This window comes from Pseudomonas sp. Pseusp11 (assembly GCF_047304405.1).
Lineage (GTDB): Bacteria > Pseudomonadota > Gammaproteobacteria > Pseudomonadales > Pseudomonadaceae > Aquipseudomonas.
On the sequence record NZ_JBGLZF010000001.1, the window covers coordinates 46367 to 65920 of the forward strand.

20 protein-coding genes are annotated in these 19554 nt (G+C 59.1%); 17 read left to right on the forward strand and 3 right to left on the reverse strand.

From position 1 onward, the window contains the following. Window positions 1-127: 127 nt before the first annotated feature. On the reverse strand, window positions 128-781 hold the full coding sequence (locus tag ACCC96_RS00245) for an HD domain-containing protein (RefSeq protein ID WP_413694671.1): 654 nt from the start codon (window positions 779-781) through the stop codon (window positions 128-130). A gap of 313 nt (window positions 782-1094) precedes the next feature. Here ACCC96_RS00245 and ACCC96_RS00250 point away from each other — a divergent pair, with 313 nt between their 5' ends. The 10 genes from ACCC96_RS00250 to ACCC96_RS00295 all read left to right on the forward strand — a co-directional run bounded on the left by ACCC96_RS00250 (window position 1095) and on the right by ACCC96_RS00295 (window position 9556). Continuing rightward, window positions 1095-1577, forward strand: a complete 483-nt coding sequence (locus tag ACCC96_RS00250; protein WP_019650456.1) for a GNAT family N-acetyltransferase — start codon at window positions 1095-1097, stop codon at window positions 1575-1577. A gap of 155 nt (window positions 1578-1732) precedes the next feature. Continuing rightward, window positions 1733-2395 (forward strand): hypothetical protein, encoded by a 663-nt coding sequence (locus ACCC96_RS00255; protein ID WP_413694672.1) that lies wholly within the window; start codon window positions 1733-1735, stop codon window positions 2393-2395. Beyond that, window positions 2392-2886 (forward strand): PAAR domain-containing protein, encoded by a 495-nt coding sequence (locus ACCC96_RS00260; protein ID WP_413694673.1) that lies wholly within the window; start codon window positions 2392-2394, stop codon window positions 2884-2886. Before ACCC96_RS00255 ends, ACCC96_RS00260 begins: the two co-directional genes overlap by 4 nt. Window positions 2887-2892: 6 nt before the next feature. Beyond that, window positions 2893-3630: a hypothetical protein gene (locus ACCC96_RS00265; protein WP_019650459.1), complete on the forward strand. Its 738-nt coding sequence runs from the start codon at window positions 2893-2895 to the stop codon at window positions 3628-3630. A gap of 2 nt (window positions 3631-3632) precedes the next feature. Next, window positions 3633-4130 carry a hypothetical protein gene (locus ACCC96_RS00270; protein WP_019650460.1) on the forward strand — a complete coding sequence of 166 codons (498 nt, stop codon included), beginning with the start codon at window positions 3633-3635 and terminating at the stop codon, window positions 4128-4130. 339 nt (window positions 4131-4469) lie between these two features. Then, entirely contained in the window at window positions 4470-5462 is a 993-nt protein-coding gene (locus ACCC96_RS00275) for a 2-dehydro-3-deoxygalactonokinase (protein WP_413694674.1), read from the forward strand. Between the two features lie 19 nt (window positions 5463-5481). Further along, window positions 5482-6102, forward strand: a complete 621-nt coding sequence (locus ACCC96_RS00280) for a 2-dehydro-3-deoxy-6-phosphogalactonate aldolase (protein WP_019650463.1) — start codon at window positions 5482-5484, stop codon at window positions 6100-6102. A gap of 47 nt (window positions 6103-6149) precedes the next feature. Next, complete coding sequence (dgoD, locus tag ACCC96_RS00285) at window positions 6150-7298, forward strand: galactonate dehydratase (protein WP_018926188.1); 1149 nt, start codon at window positions 6150-6152, stop codon at window positions 7296-7298. 83 nt (window positions 7299-7381) lie between these two features. Then, window positions 7382-8692 (forward strand): MFS transporter, encoded by a 1311-nt coding sequence (locus tag ACCC96_RS00290; protein ID WP_019582752.1) that lies wholly within the window; start codon window positions 7382-7384, stop codon window positions 8690-8692. A gap of 60 nt (window positions 8693-8752) precedes the next feature. Then, complete coding sequence (locus tag ACCC96_RS00295; RefSeq protein ID WP_018926186.1) at window positions 8753-9556, forward strand: IclR family transcriptional regulator; 804 nt, start codon at window positions 8753-8755, stop codon at window positions 9554-9556. Here ACCC96_RS00295 and ACCC96_RS00300 read toward each other — a convergent pair. Beyond that, the gene (locus ACCC96_RS00300) at window positions 9553-10605 is read right to left on the reverse strand and encodes an NAD(P)-dependent alcohol dehydrogenase (RefSeq protein ID WP_019650465.1); all 1053 of its coding nucleotides are present in this window, start codon (window positions 10603-10605) and stop codon (window positions 9553-9555) included. The genes ACCC96_RS00295 and ACCC96_RS00300 overlap by 4 nt on opposite strands. A gap of 191 nt (window positions 10606-10796) precedes the next feature. Here ACCC96_RS00300 and ACCC96_RS00305 point away from each other — a divergent pair, with 191 nt between their 5' ends. Then, on the forward strand, window positions 10797-11687 hold the full coding sequence (locus tag ACCC96_RS00305) for an AraC family transcriptional regulator (protein WP_258672834.1): 891 nt from the start codon (window positions 10797-10799) through the stop codon (window positions 11685-11687). Between the two features lie 83 nt (window positions 11688-11770). Here ACCC96_RS00305 and ACCC96_RS00310 read toward each other — a convergent pair whose 3' ends face one another. Beyond that, a complete protein-coding gene (locus ACCC96_RS00310; protein WP_413694675.1) occupies window positions 11771-13435 on the reverse strand; it encodes an electron transfer flavoprotein-ubiquinone oxidoreductase in 1665 nt (554 codons plus the stop codon). Window positions 13436-13981: 546 nt separating this feature from the next. On the opposite strand from ACCC96_RS00310, the gene ACCC96_RS00315 reads away from it, so the two are divergent. The 6 genes from ACCC96_RS00315 to ACCC96_RS00340 all read left to right on the forward strand — a co-directional run bounded on the left by ACCC96_RS00315 (window position 13982) and on the right by ACCC96_RS00340 (window position 19499). After that, a complete protein-coding gene (locus ACCC96_RS00315) occupies window positions 13982-14731 on the forward strand; it encodes an electron transfer flavoprotein subunit beta/FixA family protein (RefSeq protein ID WP_105343061.1) in 750 nt (249 codons plus the stop codon). Window positions 14732-14733: 2 nt separating this feature from the next. Next, window positions 14734-15663 (forward strand): electron transfer flavoprotein subunit alpha/FixB family protein, encoded by a 930-nt coding sequence (locus tag ACCC96_RS00320; RefSeq protein ID WP_019650467.1) that lies wholly within the window; start codon window positions 14734-14736, stop codon window positions 15661-15663. A 95-nt stretch (window positions 15664-15758) separates the two neighbouring features. After that, on the forward strand, window positions 15759-16586 hold the full coding sequence (locus tag ACCC96_RS00325) for a substrate-binding periplasmic protein (protein ID WP_413694676.1): 828 nt from the start codon (window positions 15759-15761) through the stop codon (window positions 16584-16586). A 9-nt stretch (window positions 16587-16595) separates the two neighbouring features. Further along, on the forward strand, window positions 16596-16952 hold the full coding sequence (locus tag ACCC96_RS00330) for a DUF4398 domain-containing protein (protein WP_018929885.1): 357 nt from the start codon (window positions 16596-16598) through the stop codon (window positions 16950-16952). Beyond that, window positions 16949-17761, forward strand: coding sequence for an OmpA family protein (locus tag ACCC96_RS00335; RefSeq protein ID WP_018929884.1), 813 nt, complete (start codon window positions 16949-16951; stop codon window positions 17759-17761). The genes ACCC96_RS00330 and ACCC96_RS00335 overlap by 4 nt, the downstream gene beginning before the upstream one ends. Before the next feature lie 298 nt (window positions 17762-18059). Beyond that, entirely contained in the window at window positions 18060-19499 is a 1440-nt protein-coding gene (locus tag ACCC96_RS00340) for a PLP-dependent aminotransferase family protein (protein ID WP_019650470.1), read from the forward strand. The last annotated feature ends 55 nt before the right edge of the window (window positions 19500-19554 follow it).

Below are 19554 nucleotides of genomic sequence, written 5' to 3' on the forward strand. Positions count from 1 at the left end.
GGTGACCTCTTGGTTGGGATGGACGAGTGTTGCTCCTCGCTCGCATTGGCGAGCCCTTACTCGATATTGGTCCGTCCCCGACCGGGATTGGTGCCTGATGAACGACGAGCGGTGTAGCCCTGGCCCCTCAGCCGACGCCGATTTCTTCCTTGAACAGTTCCATGAATCCCTTCAAGCGTTGATGGCGAACCTGTGCCAGACGCTGGCCGGTGGTCGTTTGGAAACCGTCCGCGAGGTGCAGCAGCTTGGTCTGGAAATGATCGAGGCAAAAGCGTTTGTCGTCGTAGTCCCGCTCGTTTGCCTCCGGGTCCACTGGGTCGTACAACGCGCTGCCCATGCGCCCGGCAATGTAGAAGGTACGCGCCACGCCGAGCATGCCGAGTGAGTCGAGGCGGTCGGCGTCCTGGATGATTCGGGCTTCAAGGGTGTTGGGTGTGATGTTGGCGCTGAAACTATGGGCCTCAATGGCATGGACGACCGCGGTGATTTTTGCGTCAGGCCAATCCATGGCTATCAGTACTGTCGAGGCTTTCTGCGCCGCCAACCGTGACGCTTGGGACCGCAGAGGCGAGTTCTTCTCCACCGCCACGCAATCGTGCAACAGCACGGCGGCCAGCAGCACCTCAAGATCACCGCCTTCTTCGGCATGAAGCGTGCGCACGTTGTGCCACACCCGTTGCAAGTGCGACAGATCGTGGGCACCGTCCTCGCCAGGTTCCAGCGCATGGGGCAGCAGTTCGGAAGCCAGAGTGTGCAGAGGCGCGAAAGCGGCGGTGGTCATAAATGTCCTTAAGTATGAAAACGCTTTTGTGGCAAGGGAGCTTACTCCAATGCCAGTAAATCAAACCGCAAATGCGATCTGTAGCAGCTGCCGAGCCTGCGAGGCTGCGTTCGGCTGCGAAGCAGTCGTGAATCCGGCTGACGTGGTCTGCCTGACGCACCGCAAGTTCTGGTTTGACGACTGCTGCGCAGCCGAACGCAGCCTCGCAAGCTCGACAGCTGCTACGGCCGAACGCAGCTTCGACCATTTCAAATGTGACGAGCGCCGCGCGCGGACTTAGTATGGCGTTTTCAACTTTTGACAAGGCACGTCCATGACGATCGAAATCCGCCCGGCAACCCCCAGCGATGCTCCGCAAATCCTCGCGTTCATCACTGAACTTGCCGACTTCGAACGTGCCCGCCACGAAGTCATCGCCAGCGTCGCCGACATCGAGCGCAGCCTGTTCAGCGAAGGCGCCACCGCCCATGGCCTGATCTGCCTGCGCGATGGCCTGCCGATCGGCTTCGCGGTGTTCTTCTTCAGCTATTCCACCTGGCTGGGCAGCAATTGCCTGTACCTCGAAGACCTCTACATCACCCCTGAACAACGGGGCGGCGGCGCCGGTAAAACCTTGCTGCGCCACCTGGCAAAAATTGCCTGTGCCAACGACTGCGGCCGTTTCGAATGGAGCGTGCTGGACTGGAATAAACCGGCGATTGAATTCTACAAATCCCTCGGCGCACAACCGCAGGAAGAGTGGGTGCGCTACCGGATGGATGGGTCGGTGTTACGCGAGTTTGCCGAGGGCGGCTGATCGATTGATGGCAATCTGACACGGATCGGTTGTCCGCACCGCCCTAGTCCGGCATTCTGTGCGCCTTTTGCGCGCTCACGGACGACACTTGCAATGCCTTTGGCACCCTTTCTCCACGCCCGTGGAGCCTTCGCCGCGTCAATGAGTGACTGGCGATGAGCGGACTTCGGGCGACGATGCGTTTGTATGGCCTGGTGAAAAAACTCGGCTCCACGGACGACCGCCATCGCCAGCCGGTGGACATCCTTTGCACCCTCAATCGCACGGGCGGTAAGGCGATCCGGGCGTTCGTCTCGCGTCTGGATGCCGAGTTGATGGCGCGCAGTCGCGGTCTTGAGGAGTACCGCGTTGTCCCGCTTCGCACATTCGATCCAAATCAGTTGATCCAGGATCATCAGGGCTGGCTGACGCTGCACGTCTGCTGTGGCTTCGTTGTCCTGGCGGATCAATCGTTATTGAACGATGGCACATTGTTGCCCATGGGCTGGTACGTCTATTCCGACGTCGGTCAATGGACCGCAGAGCATTACATCGACTTCGGCCCGCAGATGACCAGCCTGCTGCAAACGTCCTATAACCGGATCGGCTTGCGCGACTACAACGCTTGGCTCAATGACTTCGACAGCGTCTCGGATGCGGATATGGAATGGCAAGTCGCCGAAGCCTGGCAAACCCTTCACAACGTTTCATCCCCCGACAGCCATGACAATTGTCACGCGCTATTCGACCCGGTCGATAACCGCTGGCGCTTCGCCGCGGCCGACATTGATGTCTATCAGCCTCACCCTGAACCTCAGAAGCAAGGAGCTTTGACTTGAGTGGAAAACCCGCTGCGCGCGTCACCGACCCTACCGCGTGCCCGTTGCCGGGCCATGGCACCAACCCGATCGTGTCTGGTTCCCCGGACGTGTTCTTCGACTGCCTCGGCGCTGCCCGAATGACCGATAAATCCGCCTGCGGCAGCCCGATCACCGGCGCGGTCTCCAGCACGGTATTTATCAATGGCCTCAACGCTGCAACGCTCGATAGTACGGGCGGGCATGGCAACGTGGTGGTTGGCGGCTCCGGCACCGTCATTATTGGGCAAAGCGGGGGAGGCGCCACGTTCAGTGGGTTGTTGCCGATGCCGGTGCATTTCACGGACAGGTTGCAAGTGGTCAATGAGGCAACTGGAGAGCCGGTTCCCTATCACCCCTACACCATTCAGCGTGGGGACGGCAGCGAAGAGCATGGCATCACGGATGCGTCCGGGTTTACCCATACTGTCAGTTCACATTTGGCTGAAACCATTAAATTGTTTGTGGAGTAATTGGGGATGCCAGGTGAAAACGCGGCAGCGAAGGAAGCGTTGCCGAAAAGACAGGTTTGCGATCATCCACTGACAGACCCAAAAGACACTTCGGTGAAGCAGGTTGCCATTACGGTAAAGAAAATATTTATCTTTTTTATCGGTGGGGCTGGGGATCAGGAAAGTTACTACTTGAGTGGTCCTAACTGGAACGTCAGTTATGTTCGTGACGACGTGTTGGCGGATGCTGATGCTCTGAACTATCTCTGTCGGTGCCCTGTACGGGCAATGGCCTACAATAAATTTATAACTGATGAAGATTTGGCAAAAAATGTTCTGAGTGAAATTCCTGACACCTCCACAGCGGTTTATATTGTTGGACACAGTCTGGGTGGCTGGAACGGTGCACACCTCTCCAGTGTGTTGACGGATAAGGGGTACAAAATAAGGATGTTGATTACTCTGGACCCGGTGGGCGAAGGGAAAATTGTCTACGGCATTTCCAATATTTACAGGTTGACTCCTAAACCCAAAGCAGAATTCTGGATCAATGTCCGAGCTGCAAAAGTAAAAGACCGGAACGTGTCTGACTTTGTTGCGGACTTCGGTGAGCAATGGGAGATTACGTCGGGTCCGAATGTAAGTGGCAGGGTGGATGTCAATCATGCAGATGCGAACATTATGTTCGCGAAGCCGTTAGACGGTGGAAAGTCTGCTCGCCAGTTGTTGGCGGAGTCCATACTCAGCTACTTTAAAGAGAAATAACTATGCGCAATTTTGTTTTTTGTCTTTTTATGGTGTTGTGTGCTTCGTGCTCTTCAAATCACGGAAGACCCATCGCGACGCTTCATTACGAGAAGGTGGAAACTTCACCGAGTGGTAATTCCTATCAGATAAGGTTTACCAGTGATACAGAGCTTTTGGGTTTGTTCAAGTCCAAGATCGGTGAGGGATTGGTATGTGCGCTGGAAGATGATCTTGACTTTTCCGTCGGGCATTACATAAAACGCTCTGGAAGAGGGACTGTCGAATTTGTGAAAGACTCTTCAGGTGAGCATTATATTTCAATGATCCTCTTCCGCGAGGCTGAGGAACTGCAAGGGAAAGAGACTATTCTCACCGGTCAAGCACTGCGTGAGATTCTCGATAAGCGTGAGTTCATGTTGTGCACGTTCAGAGTTCATACCACTCGTTACAAAACATACTTCTCAAATGTTATGCGCGTGCCGACAGCAGATCTGTTGAAGGCAGCTGCTAAAGAGTAATAGCGAACGGTTAGGCTAGCAAGCAGCCTTACTGCACACTCGCTTCACAGTTACCGCTCATCAAACCATCAAGTGCCTGCCTCACGGTGATCTTAAAAACCCCGGCCTTTCCCTCATCGAAGGCCGATTTCCAGTACGTATACCCCTGATTGAAATCCGCAATCTCGGCGGTCTCACCCACGCGGTGGGTGAGGCTGCGTTGCAGAGCTTTGGCGAAGAAAATCTAGTTATATTTGTAAATCCCATAATATGGGACTGATATTTATATATTGAGATTTTCCTGCGTCCAGGTTTATAGTCCAGCTCACTCACTGTCCAAAAAACAAAACAGGTGAAGCGATGCTGGCGCAATTGATCGCGCTCGATTGGGGGACAACCTCATTACGTGCTTACAAACTCGGCTTCGGTGGCCAGGTGCTGGAACAGCGTGCGCTGTCGTCCGGGATCATGCAGCTGCCCAGGACGCCGCGAACCATCGCCGGTCAGGCATGCGCCGACGGCTTTGAACTGGCCTTCGATGAGGCTTGCGGTGACTGGCTCGACGTGCAGCCCGATGTGCCGGTGATTGCCTGTGGCATGGTTGGCAGTGCTCAGGGCTGGTGCGAAGCGGCTTACTGCGACACGCCGGCGAACGTCGCCAATCTCGGAACTTCCCTACAAACCGTTCGCAGTCTTCGCGGTGTCGATGTGCACATCGTGCCGGGTGTGATTCAGCGTTCGCACTTGCCCAACGTCATGCGTGGCGAGGAAACCCAGGTCCTCGGCGTATTGCAGAATCTGCCGGGCGAGGCGGGTAGCGATCTGTTGATCGGCCTGCCGGGCAGTCATTCGAAATGGGTGCAAGTGGCCGACGGCTGCATCGTGCATTTCGATACCTTCATGACCGGCGAAGTCTTCGCCGTGCTCAGCGAACACAGCATTCTGGGGCGCACTCAGCAGCGCGGCGGGGCTTTTGATGGCGATGCTTTTGACCGTGGCGTGCAAGTGGCGCTGTCGGCGGACGGCGAGATCGGGCCGCTGTCGACATTGTTCAGTGCACGCAGCCTGGGGCTGACCGGCGAGCTGAGCGCTAGCGCTCAACCGGACTATCTGTCCGGCCTGTTGATCGGCCATGAACTTTTGGCCCTGGCCAATGTTCAGCGGCGTCGACGCAATAGCGTGCACCTGCCCTCGATCATCCTTATCGGCAATGCCCAACTCTGCACTCGCTACAGCCGGGCGCTCGACGCCTGCGGTTTTACCCGGGTGACCCTGGCCGAGCAGGCCACCGAACGCGGCTTGTGGCAGTTGGCGGTCGCCGCCGGACTGGTCACTGCAAACCCATCCCGTTAAACCTGACTGGAGGTCTGACATGCTCAAGCAAGCATTGGCACAAAACGGTCTGATCGCGATCTTGCGTGGCCTGAGTCCGCAAGAGGCGGCAGCCGTCGGCGAAGTCCTGTATTCGGCCGGATTTCGCGTCATCGAAGTGCCGCTTAATTCCCCTGAGCCGTACGAAAGTATCCGCATCCTGCGCAGCACATTACCCGCCGATTGCCTGATCGGCGCGGGCACGGTGCTGACGCCGGAACAGGTCGAGCAAGTGAAAGCGGCGGGCGGGCAGGTGATCGTCATGCCCCACAGCGATGCCAAGGTGTTGCGCGCGGCGAAGGCAGCAGGGCTGTTCCTGTCGCCGGGCGTGGCGACGCCGACCGAAGCCTTTGCCGCGCTGGCCGAAGGGGCGGATGTGCTGAAGATGTTCCCGGCCGAGCAGATGGGCCCAGCCGTAGTGAAAGCCTGGCTGGCGGTGTTGCCGGCGGGGACGGTGCTGGTGCCGGTGGGCGGGATTACGCCAGACAACATGCAGGTGTTTGTCGAGGCCGGCGTCAAAGGTTTCGGTCTCGGCTCCGGGTTGTTCAAACCGGGCATGACGGCTGACGAAGTAGCGGTGCGCGCCAAGGCATATGTCGCTGCATGGAACGCTCTGCGTTAAGACTTTCTGGCGCTGTGAGCGCTGCATCTACAAGAGAGACAATAGAGATGAAAATCACCAAACTCACCACCTTCATCGTTCCGCCGCGCTGGTGCTTCCTCAAGGTCGAGACCGACGAGGGCGTGACCGGTTGGGGCGAGCCCGTGGTCGAAGGCCGCGCACACACCGTCGCTGCTGCGGTCGAGGAGTTGTCCGACTACCTGATCGGTAAAGATCCACGCAACATCGAAGACATCTGGACCGTGCTCTACCGTGGCGGCTTCTACCGGGGCGGGGCGATCCACATGAGCGCGCTGGCCGGTATCGACCAGGCGTTGTGGGACATCAAGGGCAAGGCGCTGGGGGTGTCGGTCAGCGATTTGCTGGGCGGCCAGGTGCGGGACAAGATCCGGGTTTATTCGTGGATCGGTGGTGATCGTCCGGCGGACACTGCTCGCGCCGCGAAAGAAGCGGTCAGCCGTGGTTTCACCGCGGTGAAAATGAACGGCACAGAAGAGCTGCAATTCCTCGATTCCTTCGAGAAAGTCGACCAGGCGCTGGCCAACGTTGCCGCCGTGCGCGATGCGGTCGGCCCGAATGTCGGCATCGGCGTGGACTTCCATGGTCGGGTGCACAAGCCGATGGCCAAGGTGCTGATGAAGGAACTCGACCCGTACAAACTGATGTTCATCGAAGAGCCGGTGCTCAGTGAGAACTACGAAGCGCTGAAAGAACTGGCGCCGCTGACCAGCACGCCGATTGCCCTTGGCGAGCGGTTGTTCTCGCGCTGGGATTTCAAGCGTGTGCTCAGCGAAGGTTACGTCGACATCATCCAGCCCGATGCGTCCCACGCGGGCGGTATCACCGAAACCCGCAAGATCGCCAACATGGCCGAAGCCTACGACGTGGCGCTGGCGCTGCATTGCCCATTGGGGCCGATTGCCCTGGCGGCGTGCCTGCAACTGGACGCGGTTTGCTACAACGCGTTCATTCAGGAACAGAGCCTGGGCATCCATTACAACGAGAGCAATGACCTGCTCGATTACGTGAAAGACCCGCGGGTGTTCGACTACGACAAAGGCTTCGTGAAGATCCCCAATGGGCCGGGCCTGGGCATCGAGATCAACGAGGAGTACGTGATCGAACGCGCGGCGGTCGGCCACCGCTGGCGCAACCCGATCTGGCGCCATGCCGATGGCAGTTTTGCCGAGTGGTGATACTCACGCGGTGATCGTTCCCACGCAGGGCGTAGGAGCGATCAAACACCATGACCTCAATAAACATAAGAAGAGGCACCCCCATGCAACCGCAAACCCTCACCGGGCAGGCGTCGTTGGTGACGCCCAGTCGCAAGCGTTTTTTCATCATGGTCCTGTTGTTCATCACGGTGGTGATCAACTACCTGGACCGCAGCAACCTGTCCATTGCCGCCCCGGCGCTGACCAGCGATTTGGGCATCGATCCGATCCACGTCGGGCTGATTTTTTCCGCATTCGGCTGGACCTACGCCGCCATGCAGATCCCCGGCGGCTGGCTGGTGGACCGGGTGCCGCCGCGTATTCTCTATAGCGTCGCATTGCTGTTGTGGTCGCTGGCCACGGTGATGCTCGGTTTCGCCGCCAGTTTCATTGCATTGTTCGTTTTGCGCATGGCGGTCGGAGCCCTGGAGGCGCCGGCGTACCCGATCAACAGCCGCGTAGTGACCACCTGGTTCCCCGAGCGCGAACGCGCCACGGCCATCGGTTTCTACACCTCCGGGCAGTTCGTCGGCCTGGCGTTCCTGACGCCGGTGCTTGCCTGGCTGCAACACCAATATGGCTGGCACATGGTGTTTGTCAGCACCGGTGTGGTGGGCATCCTTTGGGCAGTGATCTGGTACGCGGTGTATCGCGAACCACGGGATTTCAAGGGCGCCAATGACGCGGAAATCGAGCTGATCCGCGAGGGTGGCGGGTTGGTGGATATTCAGGCCGAAGCCGCCAGGGCCAAGGCGAAATTCAGCTGGATCGACCTCGGAATTGTCCTGAGCAAGCGCAAATTGTGGGGCATTTACCTCGGCCAGTTCTGCCTCAATTCGACTTTATGGTTCTTTCTGACATGGTTCCCGACTTACCTGGTGAAATATCGCGGCATGGACTTCATCAAGTCTGGCTTGCTGGCGTCACTGCCGTTTCTCGCAGCGTTTGTCGGCGTGCTGTGTTCGGGGTTCTTCTCGGACTTTTTGATCCGTCGCGGCTACACCGTAGGCTTTGCTCGCAAGTTACCGATCATCGGTGGCTTGCTGATTTCCACCTCGATCATCGGCGCCAACTTCGTCGAGTCGACGCCGCTGGTGATCGCCTTTCTCGCGCTGGCCTTCTTCGGTAACGGTCTGGCCTCGATCACCTGGTCGCTGGTGTCGACCCTGGCCCCGGCACGCTTGCTCGGACTGACCGGTGGGGTGTTCAATTTCATCGGCAACCTGGCGGCGATTACCACGCCGATCGTCATCGGTTTCCTTGCCTCCGGTGATTCGTTTGCCCCGGCGATCACCTATATCTCTGTTCTGGCGTTGCTGGGTGCGTTGTCCTACGTGTTGCTGGTGGGCAAGGTCGAGCGTATCAAGTTGTAGTCGCAGCTGTCCGGCGACCATAATGCCGCCCGTTCCCTCGCTCAACGGTAAAGGCTGGATATGCAGGAAGACGCCCCAAAAATCGCCAAGGACGCCGCGCCGACCGGCACCCAGACACTGCTTCGTGGCCTGGGTGTGGTGCAGGCGGTGGCCAGTGGCGCCCGCGATCTCAAGGAAATCGCCCGACTGATCGGCACGACGCGCAGCACCACCCATCGTCTGGCCAGTTGCCTGGTGGACGAGCGTTATCTGCGGGTAGTGCCGCAGGTCGGCTATCTGTTGGGGCCGAAACTGATCGAGCTGGGTTTTCAGGCGCGCGAAGAGCTGCCGCTGGTGACGTTGGCCGGGCCGTATCTGGATGAGTTGTCGGCGTTGACCGGCGACACCATTCACCTGGCGATTCGTGAAGGCGACGAGGTGCTGTACCTGCTCAAGAATCCGGGGCGCAATGGCCCGGAAATGCGTTCGCGGGTCGGCCATCGCATGCCGTTGGCGCGTACCGGGATCGGTAAGGCGCTGATGCTTGATGACTCGCAGGAAGAATGGCAACGGCTGTATGAAATCAGCTTGCCGGTGGGTGGGAAAAATCAGTTCTGGCCGCAGCACCCGGAGCAATCCTGGGAACAGTTTCAGCAGCGCATGATCGAGTACGTGGCCGGCGGCTACGCCTTCGACCTGGAGGACAACGAACCGTCGATTCGCTGCGTGGCGGCGCCGATCCGCGATGCCAGCAAGCGCATTGTCGCCGGCATCAGCATCGCCAGCACCGTGCCGTACATGCCACTGGAAAAAATGGCCGAGCTGATTCCCCTGATCAAAGGGGTCACAGCCCGGCTGTCGGCGGAATTGGGCCTGAAGGTTTAGAGTTTCAGCGTCGCCATGTCGATCACGAAGCGGTATTTCACGTCACCGGCGATCATGCGGGTGTAAGCCTCGTTGATCTGGCGGATGTCGAGCATTTCGATGTCGCAGGAGATGCCGTGCTCGGCGCAGAAGTCCAGTACTTCCTGGGTTTCGGCGATGCCGCCGATCAGTGAGCCGGCCAGCATGCGACGACCCAATACCAGTTTGGCAGCATGCACCGGCGGATCGATCGGCTCGATCAAGCCCACCAGAATGTGCACGCCGTCGAAACGCAGGGTATCGAGGTAGGGGTTGAGGTCGTGCTGCACCGGAATGGTGTCCAGCAGGAAGTCGAATTGTCCGGCGGCGGCCTTCATCTGTTCGGCATCGGTGGACACGATCACGTGGTCCGCGCCTTGGCGACGACCTTCTTCAGCTTTGCTCGCCGAGCGGGTGAACAAGGTCACCTCAGCGCCCATCGCCTTGGCGAACTTGATCCCCATGTGACCGAGACCGCCCATGCCAAGAATCCCGACCTTGTCGCCGGCCTTGACGCCGTAGTGCTTGAGCGGCGAGTAGGTGGTGATGCCGGCACATAGAATCGGCGCGGCGCTGGCCAGGTCGAGCTTCTCCGGGATGCGCACGACAAAGTGCTCGCTGACCACGATGCTGTCGGAGTAACCGCCCATCGTGTTGCTGCCATCGACCCGGTCCGGGGTGGCGTACGTCATGGTCGGGCCTTCGAGGCAGTATTGCTCCAGATCGGCCTGGCAGGCTTCGCAATGGCGGCACGAGTCGACCATGCAACCGACGCCGACCAGATCGCCGACTTTGTGTTTAGTAACGTTCGCGCCGACGGCGGTCACTTTGCCGACGATCTCATGGCCGGGCATCAGCGGGTAAACCGCAATGCCCCACTCGTTGCGCGCCTGGTGGATGTCGGAATGGCAGACGCCGCAGTAGAGAATCTCGATTGCGACGTCGTCGGGCCGTGGACTGCGGCGTTCGAATTTCATCGGGGCGAGGGGAGTGGTGGGCGACTGAGCGGCGTATCCGATGGCGGTGTACATGGTGAACCTCGCAAAAGCAGTGACAGGTGAGGCGAGCCATTCTGGGCACCGCACGGGTGACCGGCCATGGCGATTCCTCCGGGTGTCATGCCTAATCCTCCGGTATGCGCCGTTGATTGGCCGCATTGGCGTTCAGACCTGCGATGATGTTTTCATCCCTTTTTTCGCGACTTTTTTGTGAAGAGCTCTCCATGTTGTTGACCCGTCATCTCGATGCCAATGCCACGCTGGTTTCGCTGATCCAGCCGCTGACCACCCGCGATGGTTTCACGCCTACCGCGTTGCCGGGCGTGCAGATTTTGCGGGCCAGTTGTGATTTGGCCCGTGGCCCGCAAATCTACGAGCCAAGCCTGGTCATCATCGCCCAGGGCAGCAAGTTGGCGTATCTGGGGTCGCGTACTCTGGAGTACGGCGCCGGGCATTATTTGATTCAAGCGCTGCCGGTGCCGTTCGAGTGCGAGACGTTTTCCGCGCCCGATGGCCCGATGCTGGGCATTTCCATCGCCATTGACCGGGTGTTGCTCGGTGAGTTGGTGCTGGCCATGGGGCTGGCGTCGGGGCGCTGTATCGCGGCGCAGACGCCAGAGTCCATGACTTCGGCGGTGCTCGATGATGCGATGCGTGGTTGTGTTGAACGGCTGTTGCGCTGTCTGCACGACCCGCTGGAGAGCCAGGTTATGGGACAGGCGCGATTGCGTGAGTTGTTGTTCGTCGCCTTGCGTGGGCCGCAAGCCGATGTATTGCGGGCGCTGGTGGAGCAACAGGGGCAGTTCGCCCGGATCGCGGCCTCCCTGAGCCATCTGCATGCCCATTACACCGAGCCGCTGAACGTCGACGCCCTGGCCAGTTGCGCGAACATGAGCGCGTCGACGTTTCATGAGCATTTCAAACGCTGCACCTTGTTGTCGCCAGTGCAGTATCTGAAGCGTTTGCGCTTGCTCAAGGCCCAGCGCTTGCTGCAGGGCGAAGGATTGGGCGTGGCCCAGGTGGCGCATCGGGTGGGGTATCAGAGCACGTCGCAGTTCAGCCGTGAGTACAAGCGCTACTTCGAGCGTAATCCGGGGGATGAGCGCGCTGCCTGATCCACAGGTTCTTGTGGTGACGCTTGAATTGCGGGCAACAAAAAGGCCCCCGTTCAGGGAGCCTTGTTGTTCAGACGGTCGACTTACATGTTCGGATAAGTCGGGCCGCCGGAGCCTTCCGGCGCCACCCAGGTGATGTTCTGTGCAGGGTCCTTGATGTCGCAGGTCTTGCAGTGAACGCAGTTCTGGGCGTTGATCTGGAAGCGCTTCTCGCCGTCTTCCTGGGTGACCACTTCGTACACGCCGGCCGGGCAGTAACGTTGGGCAGGTTCATCGTACAGCGGCAGGTTCTTGCTGATCGGGATGCTCGCGTCGGCCAGCTTCAGGTGGCACGGCTGCTCTTCTTCGTGGTTGGTACCGGAGATGAACACCGAGCTGAGCTTGTCGAAGCTGAGCTTGCCGTCCGGTTTCGGGTAGTCGATCTTCTTGCAGTCGGCCGCCAGTTTCAGGCACGCGTAATCCGGCTTGGTGTCGTGCAGGGTGAACGGCAGTTTGCCGCCGAAGATGTTCTGGTCGATCCAGTTGAAGCCAGCGCCGAGGATCGGGCCGAACTTGTGCATCGCCGGGCCGAAATTGCGGCTGGCGAACAGTTCGTCGTAGAGCCAGCTCTTCTTGAAGGCGTCGACGTAAGTGGTCAGCTCTTGCGTGCCGTCCAGATCGGCGAACAAGGCATCGGCCACGGCGTCAGCGGCGAGCATGCCGGACTTCATCGCCGTGTGGCTGCCTTTGATCTTGGCGAAGTTCAGGGTGCCGAGGTCGCAACCGATCAGAGCGCCGCCCTTGAAGACCATTTTCGGCAGCGAGTTCAGGCCGCCTTTGCAGATGGCGCGAGCGCCGTAGCTGACGCGCTTGCCGCCTTCCAGATATTGCTTGAGCACCGGGTGATGCTTGAGGCGCTGGAACTCATCGAACGGCGACAGGAAGGTGTTGCTGTAGGAAAGATCGACGATCAGACCGACCACCACCTGGTTGTTTTCCAGGTGATAGAGGAACGAGCCCCCGGTGTTCTCGGTGCCCATGATGTCCAGCGGCCAGCCGGCGGTGTGGACCACCAGGCCTGGCTGGTGCTTGGCCGGGTCGATTTCCCAGATTTCTTTCAGACCGATGCCGTAATGCTGGGCGTCGGCTTCGCTGTCGAGGTTGAAACGCTTGATCAGCTGCTTGCCGATGTGGCCGCGGCAACCTTCGGCGAACAGCGTGTACTTGGCGCGCAGTTCCATGCCTGGGGTGTACAGGCCTTCTTTCGGATTGCCTTCGCGGTCAACACCCAGATCGCCGGTGATGATCCCGCGAACTACGCCGTTCTCGTCGAACAGCGCTTCCTGGGCGGCGAAGCCCGGGTAGATTTCCACGCCCAGGTTCTCGGCCTGCTGGGCCAGCCAGCGGCACAGGTTGCCCAGGGAGATGATGTAGTTACCTTCGTTGTGCATGGTCTTGGGCACAAAGAGGTCTGGAATCTTCTGCGCGCTGTCAGCGTTTTTCAGAACGAAGATGTCATCGCGGGTGACTGGCGTGTTCAGCGGCGCGCCGAGTTCTTTCCAGTCCGGGAACAGTTCGTTCAGGGCCCGTGGTTCGAACACGGCACCGGACAGGATATGAGCGCCGACTTCGGAGCCTTTTTCGACCACGCAGACGCTGATTTCCTTACCGGCTTCGGCGGCCTTCTGCTTCAAACGGCAGGCGGCAGACAGGCCAGCGGGGCCGGCACCGACGATGACCACGTCGAATTCCATGTATTCGCGTTCCACAGGCTATCTCCTACTCAAGGCTCAACAGTTTTTTTTCTAATTGGAGGTTGGGTGTCGCATTCATGAATTCCCCATAGTGCGGCACAGAGGACAATCGATGAACCACCTTTCTCTTTGGGTGGCGCATTATATCTACACCACTCTTAGCGTCCAATACAAACGTTTGTTTGAATCGGCTCAAAGCCAGATAAATCAAAGTCACGCGGCTTATGACTGGCCATTTTGCCGTATTGACCGGAATAGGTGTTCCGGTCAAGATACGGGCGGTTTTGCGCTCGCCGTAGGCTGAATACAGGTTTCAAGAGCACCTCTAAAGACAGGGCGATGGCAGTACAAGGTGAAGCGCCGCGCAGGTATCGCGCGCAGTTTACACGCCACGGTAATGAATGACTTGTCGGTCACCACTGACGAACGGTCATCAGCCTCGTGAGCAAGGTTCACCCGATACATCTGCCAGCGTTTTTAGAGGTGCCCTTGCGCCGATGAGCATCAACCGCCAGGTTCGCCTAGGCGACTTTCTTTTCACCGGAGAGTAACGAGGAATCCATGAAGGTTCTTGTAGCTGTCAAACGCGTTGTGGATTACAACGTCAAGGTTCGCGTCAAGGCGGACAATTCCGGCGTCGACCTCGCCAACGTCAAGATGTCGATGAACCCGTTCTGCGAAATCGCAGTGGAAGAAGCCGTACGTCTGAAAGAGAAAGGCGTGGCGACTGAAATCGTCGTCGTCTCCATCGGCCCATCCACCGCTCAAGAGCAACTGCGCACCGCGCTGGCTCTGGGTGCCGACCGCGCCATCCTCGTCGAATCCGCTGAAGATCTGACTTCCCTGGCCGTGGCCAAGCTGCTCAAGGCCGTGGTCGACAAGGAGCAGCCACAGCTGGTGATCCTCGGTAAACAAGCCATCGACAGCGACAACAACCAGACTGGCCAGATGCTCGCGGCATTGAGCGGCTACGGTCAGGGCACGTTCGCGTCGAAAGTCGAAGTGTCCGGCGATACAGTTGCCGTGACCCGCGAAATCGACGGCGGCGCGCAGACGGTTTCCCTGAAACTGCCGGCCATCGTCACCACCGACCTGCGTTTGAACGAGCCGCGCTACGCGTCCCTGCCAAACATCATGAAAGCCAAGAAGAAGCCTCTCGAAGTGCTGACTCCGGACGCTTTGGGCGTTTCCACCGCCTCCACCAACAAGACCGTGAAAGTCGAAGCGCCAGCTGCACGCAGCGCGGGTATCAAGGTCAAGTCGGTGGCTGAACTGGTCGAGAAACTGAAAAACGAAGCGAAGGTAATCTAATCATGACTATCTTGGTAATCGCCGAACACGACAACAAAGTGCTGGCCCCGGCCACGCTGAACACCGTTGCTGCTGCCGCCAAGATCGGTGGCGACATCCACGTTCTGGTTGCAGGTCAGGGCGCTGGCGCCGTGGTTGAAGCCGCTGCGAAAATCGCTGGCGTGAGCAAAGTCCTGAACGCTGACAATGCTGCTTACGCGCATCAGCTGCCGGAAAATGTTGCTCCACTGGTAGCCGAGTTGGGCAAGGGCTACAGCCACATCCTGGCTGCCGCCACTTCCAACGGCAAAAACATCCTGCCGCGCGTCGCCGCCCAGCTGGACGTTGACCAGATCTCCGAGATCATCTCGGTAGAAAGCGCCGATACCTTCAAGCGTCCGATCTACGCCGGTAACGCCATCGCTACTGTGCAATCGAATGCTGCAGTGAAAGTGATCACCGTGCGGGCTACCGGTTTCGACCCGGTGGCTGCCGAAGGTGGTTCGGCCGCTGTTGAAGCTGTTGCCGCTATTCACAACGCCGGCACTTCCAGCTTCGTCAACGAAGAACTGGCCAAGTCCGATCGTCCGGAACTGACCGCTGCCAAGATCGTCGTTTCCGGTGGTCGTGGCATGCAGAACGGTGACAACTTCAAACACCTGTACGCCCTGGCCGACAAGCTGGGCGCCGCCGTTGGTGCTTCGCGCGCTGCGGTTGACGCAGGTTTCGTACCCAACGACATGCAGGTCGGTCAGACCGGCAAGATCGTTGCGCCACAGCTGTACATCGCCGTCGGTATCTCCGGCGCGATCCAGCACCTGGCCGGCATGAAAGACTCCAAGGTGATCGTGGCGATCAACAAGGACGAAGAAGCGCCGATCTTCCAGGTGGCCGATTACGGCCTGGTGGCAGACCTGTTCGAAGCCATCCCTGAGTTCGAGAAGCTGGTCTAATCCGGCGGCTTGACTTATAAAGAGCCCGGCCTTTTGGTCGGGCTTTTTTTTTGTGCTTTTGTTGGCATATCCGGGATTGAGAGGAGTGTTTGGCCATGGATCTGCGCCTTGTATGGGGCTTGCTGGGATTATCGCTATTGCCAGGGCTGTCGTTTGCCGCGGGCAAGTGCGAGCGCCTGATCGTGACCGGCAGTCCCGACGCGCCGCCGTACCTGTGGCAAGACCCGCAAAACCCCAAGCACCTGATTGGCGCCAGTGCTGATTTATTGCAACAAGTGGCGGGGGAGTTGGGCATCAAGGTCGAGCTGCTCTATGCCGGTAAACGCTCCCAGGCCCTGGATGAAGTGCGTAGCGGGCGCATGGACATGTTGGCCGATGCGCCGTTGATGGTCACAGAGCTGGAAAATCTGGATTACATCCATCCTGCGCTGCTGGAAAACGATTATCTGGTCTGGACTCGCAACGACTCGTTATTGGTTTACAACGAAGCGCAGGACCTCCACGGTCATCCCGGCGCGTTGTCGGAAAAGGCTCGAGTGAGCCCTTCATTCGGCACTTTCGCCGAGCAGCAATTGACCCTCGTGCGCACACCCAATCTGACTCAGGCCTTTCAGAAATTGCTGCTGGGCGAGGTGGAGTTTGTCCTCGCCGGTCGCTACTCGGGCATGGCCATGGTGCAAACGCTGGGGATGGCCAATGACTTGATGGCCCACCCACAACCCATCGACAAACCCGGCCTGTACCTCGCGGTTTCCCATAACTCCGCCTGTAACGATCCTTGGTTGCGCGGACAGCTGGCCAAAAAGATGACAGAATTGCCCGCGTCCGGACTGACGGAATCTGCGTTGCTGCGCAATATCGAGCGTTGGAAAGCGCAAGGCTCACAACCGCAGCCACAACCTGTCAGTACCCCAAAACAGTAGGGATTTTTAGTGAGTATTCGACCTCTTTTCGCTGCCCTGGCCGTTCTGGCTCTGGCGGGTTGTGCAGCCGATCCGGCGCCGAATGAACAAATACGCCTGACCGAACAGGCCCTCGAACAAGCCAAGGCCGTGGGCGCTACCGCCGAGGAAGTGCCGGAGCTGAAACTGGCCCAGGACAAGTTCAACCGTGCCAAGGGCAACATGGCCGACCAGTCCTTCAAGAATGCGCGCATGCGGGCCGAGCAGGCCGAGCTGGACGCGCGCCTGGCCGAAGCCCGGGTCCTGACCCACAAGAGCGAGGAGCAGTTGAACGTGCTCAATACCCGCATCACCCGCCTGCGCAAGCAACTGGGAGATGCCCAATGAACCTGAAGACCAAAGCACTCGGCGGCTTGATCCTGGCCGGCTGCGCAAGCCTTTATGGCTGCGCCGGTCAACACAGCGAAGCCGCGTTGCAGCAGGCCGGCGCCGACTTCCAGAAGGTCAAGGAAGATTCCAACGTGCTGCGCATTGCGCCCAAAGACGTGATCCGCGCCGGCGAGTCCCTGGCCCGCGCCGATCGTCTGTCCAGCTACTGGGGCAGCGGTTCGGACGTGGCGCATTACGCCTACCTGAGCCAGCGCTACAGCGAAATCGCCCGGGAACACACCAATCAAGTGCTCAACGAAGAGCGCGCAGCGAAGCTCGAACTCGAGCGTCAGCGCCTGCAATTGGCGCTGCGTGAGTCCAAGTTGCTCAGCGTGCAGCAACAGGGCAAGTGGCTCGAAGAGCAGATCGTGGCGCTGGCGACCACCCAGACTGACCGTGGTCTGGTGATGACCCTGGGTGATGTGCTGTTCGATACCGGTGAGGCGGAGCTGAAGAGCTCGGCGAACCGCGTGGTGTTGAAGATCGTCCAGTTCCTGCAGCTCAACCCCAAGCGTGTGGTGCGGATCGAGGGCTACACCGACAGCACTGGCGGTAAACAGGAAAACCTCAAGCTGTCCCGCGACCGGGCGCAATCGGTAGCTGACGTATTGACGGACCTGGGCATCGACGACAAACGCATCCAGGTTGAAGGGTACGGCGATGAGTACCCGGTGGACGCCAACGCTTCCGAGCGCGGTCGTGCACAGAACCGTCGGGTGGAAATTGTGTTCTCCGACGAAAAAGGCCAGCTCGGCGCGGCTCGTTAAGGGCTGCCAGAAATCCTGTAGGAGCTGGCGAAGCCTGCGATCTTTTGATCTTTCGCTTGGGACTCAAGTGGGCCTGGAAAGATCGCAGCCTCGTTTCACTCGACAGCTCCTACGACCCGGCCTGCTCAGCAGCGCCGGGTTTTTTTGCGCCCGTCAAATGCGTCGTTAAAACAGTACAGTTTTTGCTGACACCGCACTGTATGGTCGACTATTGTATTAACTGTCCCAGTACACTTCTAAACTGTTCCGGTATTGTTTCACACAAGAATAAAATGCCCGTGAAATCGAGTGCTGCGTCATGACCAATCTCTTGCTCTATCAACGTATTGCTCAGCAACTGGCCGAAGACATCCGCCGCGGCGTCTATCAGCCGGGAGAGCGCGTGCCTTCAGTGCGCAAGATGAGCTCGCAGCTCAACGTCAGCCATGCGACGGTGTTGCAGGCCTACGCCAACCTTGAAGATCAAGGGCTGATCCGTGCCCGGCCGCAATCCGGTTACTACGTGCACCAGACACCCGCCCTGACGGCACCGACCCCGGACATCGCCCGGGTCGAGCGCCCAGGCCTGGTCACCCGCAGCAGCATCATTCAGCAAGTCCTGGTCGAATCCCGCCGCGAAGGCGTGTTCCCGTTGGGCGCAGCCGTACCGAGCGTCGATTATCTGCCGGTGCGGGCACTGCATCAGCAACTGGCCAAAGTCACCCGTTTCCATAGTCCGCGCGCGTTCAGCTATATGTTCAGCCCTGGTTTCGAGCCGTTGCGTCGGCAAGTGGCGATCCGCATGCGCGATGCCGGCGTGGTGGTTGATCCGTCGGAAGTGGTGATCACCCACGGCTGCGTCGATGCGTTGCAGATGTCTCTGCGTGTATTGACCCGGCCGGGCGATCTGATCGCCGCCGAGTCGCCGACCTATTACGGTTTGCTGCAACTGGCCGACCTGCTGGGGCTGAAAGTCATCGAGATCCCCAGCGATCCGGCCACCGGCATGAGCCTCGAAGCCTTGCAGTTGGCGGCCAACCAGTGGTCGATCAAGGCACTGGTGCTGACCACGCGCCTGAGCAATCCCTTGGGCGGCACCATGCCCGAAGAGCGGCAGAAACAACTGCTGCGCCTGGCCTCGGATTTCGATATCCAGGTTGTCGAAGACGATATTTACGGCGAGCTGATGTTCGAGCAGGGCCGCACCAAATCGCTCAAGGCCTATGACCGGCTGGATCGGGTGATTTATTGCTCCAGCTTCTCCAAAACCCTGTCGCCCGGCGTGCGGATCGGCTGGATGATTGCCGGCAAGTACCAGCAGGAAATTCAGCGCTTGCAGACGTTCAGCACGCATTCGGCCTGCAGCGTCACGCAAATGGGCATTGCGGCCTATCTGGAGAACGGCGGGTACGACCGGCATTTGCGTTACATCCGTCAGGAGTACCGCAAGAACCTCAGCGCTTTCCAACTGGCAGTGCAGCAATACTTCCCGGAAGGTACACAGATGACCCGGCCTACCGGCGGTTTCATTCTGTGGGTCAGTCTGCCGGGGCGGGTCAATACGCAAGAGTTGCATGTGCGTGCGCTGCAGCAGGGCATCAGCATTGCGCCGGGGCTGATTTTCAGTAACACCGAACAGTTCAATCACTGCATTCGCCTGAACTGTGGCATCCCCTGGAACCGCGAGGCCGAGCGTGCATTGATGACGCTGGGGCTGCTGGCGACACAACTGTGTCAGGAGACAATGAGCGGTTTTTGACTTGCCGGGCAGTTATGAACTGCCCGCTTGTCTTGTCGCCTCCAACAGGCGAGCA

What these genes read in the sequence shown, in the direction of transcription:
- ACCC96_RS00245 (WP_413694671.1), bottom strand. Translation starts at nt 781, where the DNA reads ATGACCACCGCCGCTTTCGCGCCTCTGCACACTCTGGCTTCCGAACTG.
- ACCC96_RS00250 (WP_019650456.1), top strand. Translation starts at nt 1,095, where the DNA reads ATGACGATCGAAATCCGCCCGGCAACCCCCAGCGATGCTCCGCAAATC.
- ACCC96_RS00255 (WP_413694672.1), top strand. Translation starts at nt 1,733, where the DNA reads ATGAGCGGACTTCGGGCGACGATGCGTTTGTATGGCCTGGTGAAAAAA.
- ACCC96_RS00265 (WP_019650459.1), top strand. Translation starts at nt 2,893, where the DNA reads ATGCCAGGTGAAAACGCGGCAGCGAAGGAAGCGTTGCCGAAAAGACAG.
- ACCC96_RS00270 (WP_019650460.1), top strand. Translation starts at nt 3,633, where the DNA reads ATGCGCAATTTTGTTTTTTGTCTTTTTATGGTGTTGTGTGCTTCGTGC.
- ACCC96_RS00275 (WP_413694674.1), top strand. Translation starts at nt 4,470, where the DNA reads ATGCTGGCGCAATTGATCGCGCTCGATTGGGGGACAACCTCATTACGT.
- ACCC96_RS00280 (WP_019650463.1), top strand. Translation starts at nt 5,482, where the DNA reads ATGCTCAAGCAAGCATTGGCACAAAACGGTCTGATCGCGATCTTGCGT.
- dgoD (WP_018926188.1), top strand. Translation starts at nt 6,150, where the DNA reads ATGAAAATCACCAAACTCACCACCTTCATCGTTCCGCCGCGCTGGTGC.
- ACCC96_RS00290 (WP_019582752.1), top strand. Translation starts at nt 7,382, where the DNA reads ATGCAACCGCAAACCCTCACCGGGCAGGCGTCGTTGGTGACGCCCAGT.
- ACCC96_RS00295 (WP_018926186.1), top strand. Translation starts at nt 8,753, where the DNA reads ATGCAGGAAGACGCCCCAAAAATCGCCAAGGACGCCGCGCCGACCGGC.
- ACCC96_RS00300 (WP_019650465.1), bottom strand. Translation starts at nt 10,605, where the DNA reads ATGTACACCGCCATCGGATACGCCGCTCAGTCGCCCACCACTCCCCTC.
- ACCC96_RS00305 (WP_258672834.1), top strand. Translation starts at nt 10,797, where the DNA reads ATGTTGTTGACCCGTCATCTCGATGCCAATGCCACGCTGGTTTCGCTG.
- ACCC96_RS00315 (WP_105343061.1), top strand. Translation starts at nt 13,982, where the DNA reads ATGAAGGTTCTTGTAGCTGTCAAACGCGTTGTGGATTACAACGTCAAG.
- ACCC96_RS00320 (WP_019650467.1), top strand. Translation starts at nt 14,734, where the DNA reads ATGACTATCTTGGTAATCGCCGAACACGACAACAAAGTGCTGGCCCCG.
- ACCC96_RS00325 (WP_413694676.1), top strand. Translation starts at nt 15,759, where the DNA reads ATGGATCTGCGCCTTGTATGGGGCTTGCTGGGATTATCGCTATTGCCA.
- ACCC96_RS00335 (WP_018929884.1), top strand. Translation starts at nt 16,949, where the DNA reads ATGAACCTGAAGACCAAAGCACTCGGCGGCTTGATCCTGGCCGGCTGC.
- ACCC96_RS00340 (WP_019650470.1), top strand. Translation starts at nt 18,060, where the DNA reads ATGACCAATCTCTTGCTCTATCAACGTATTGCTCAGCAACTGGCCGAA.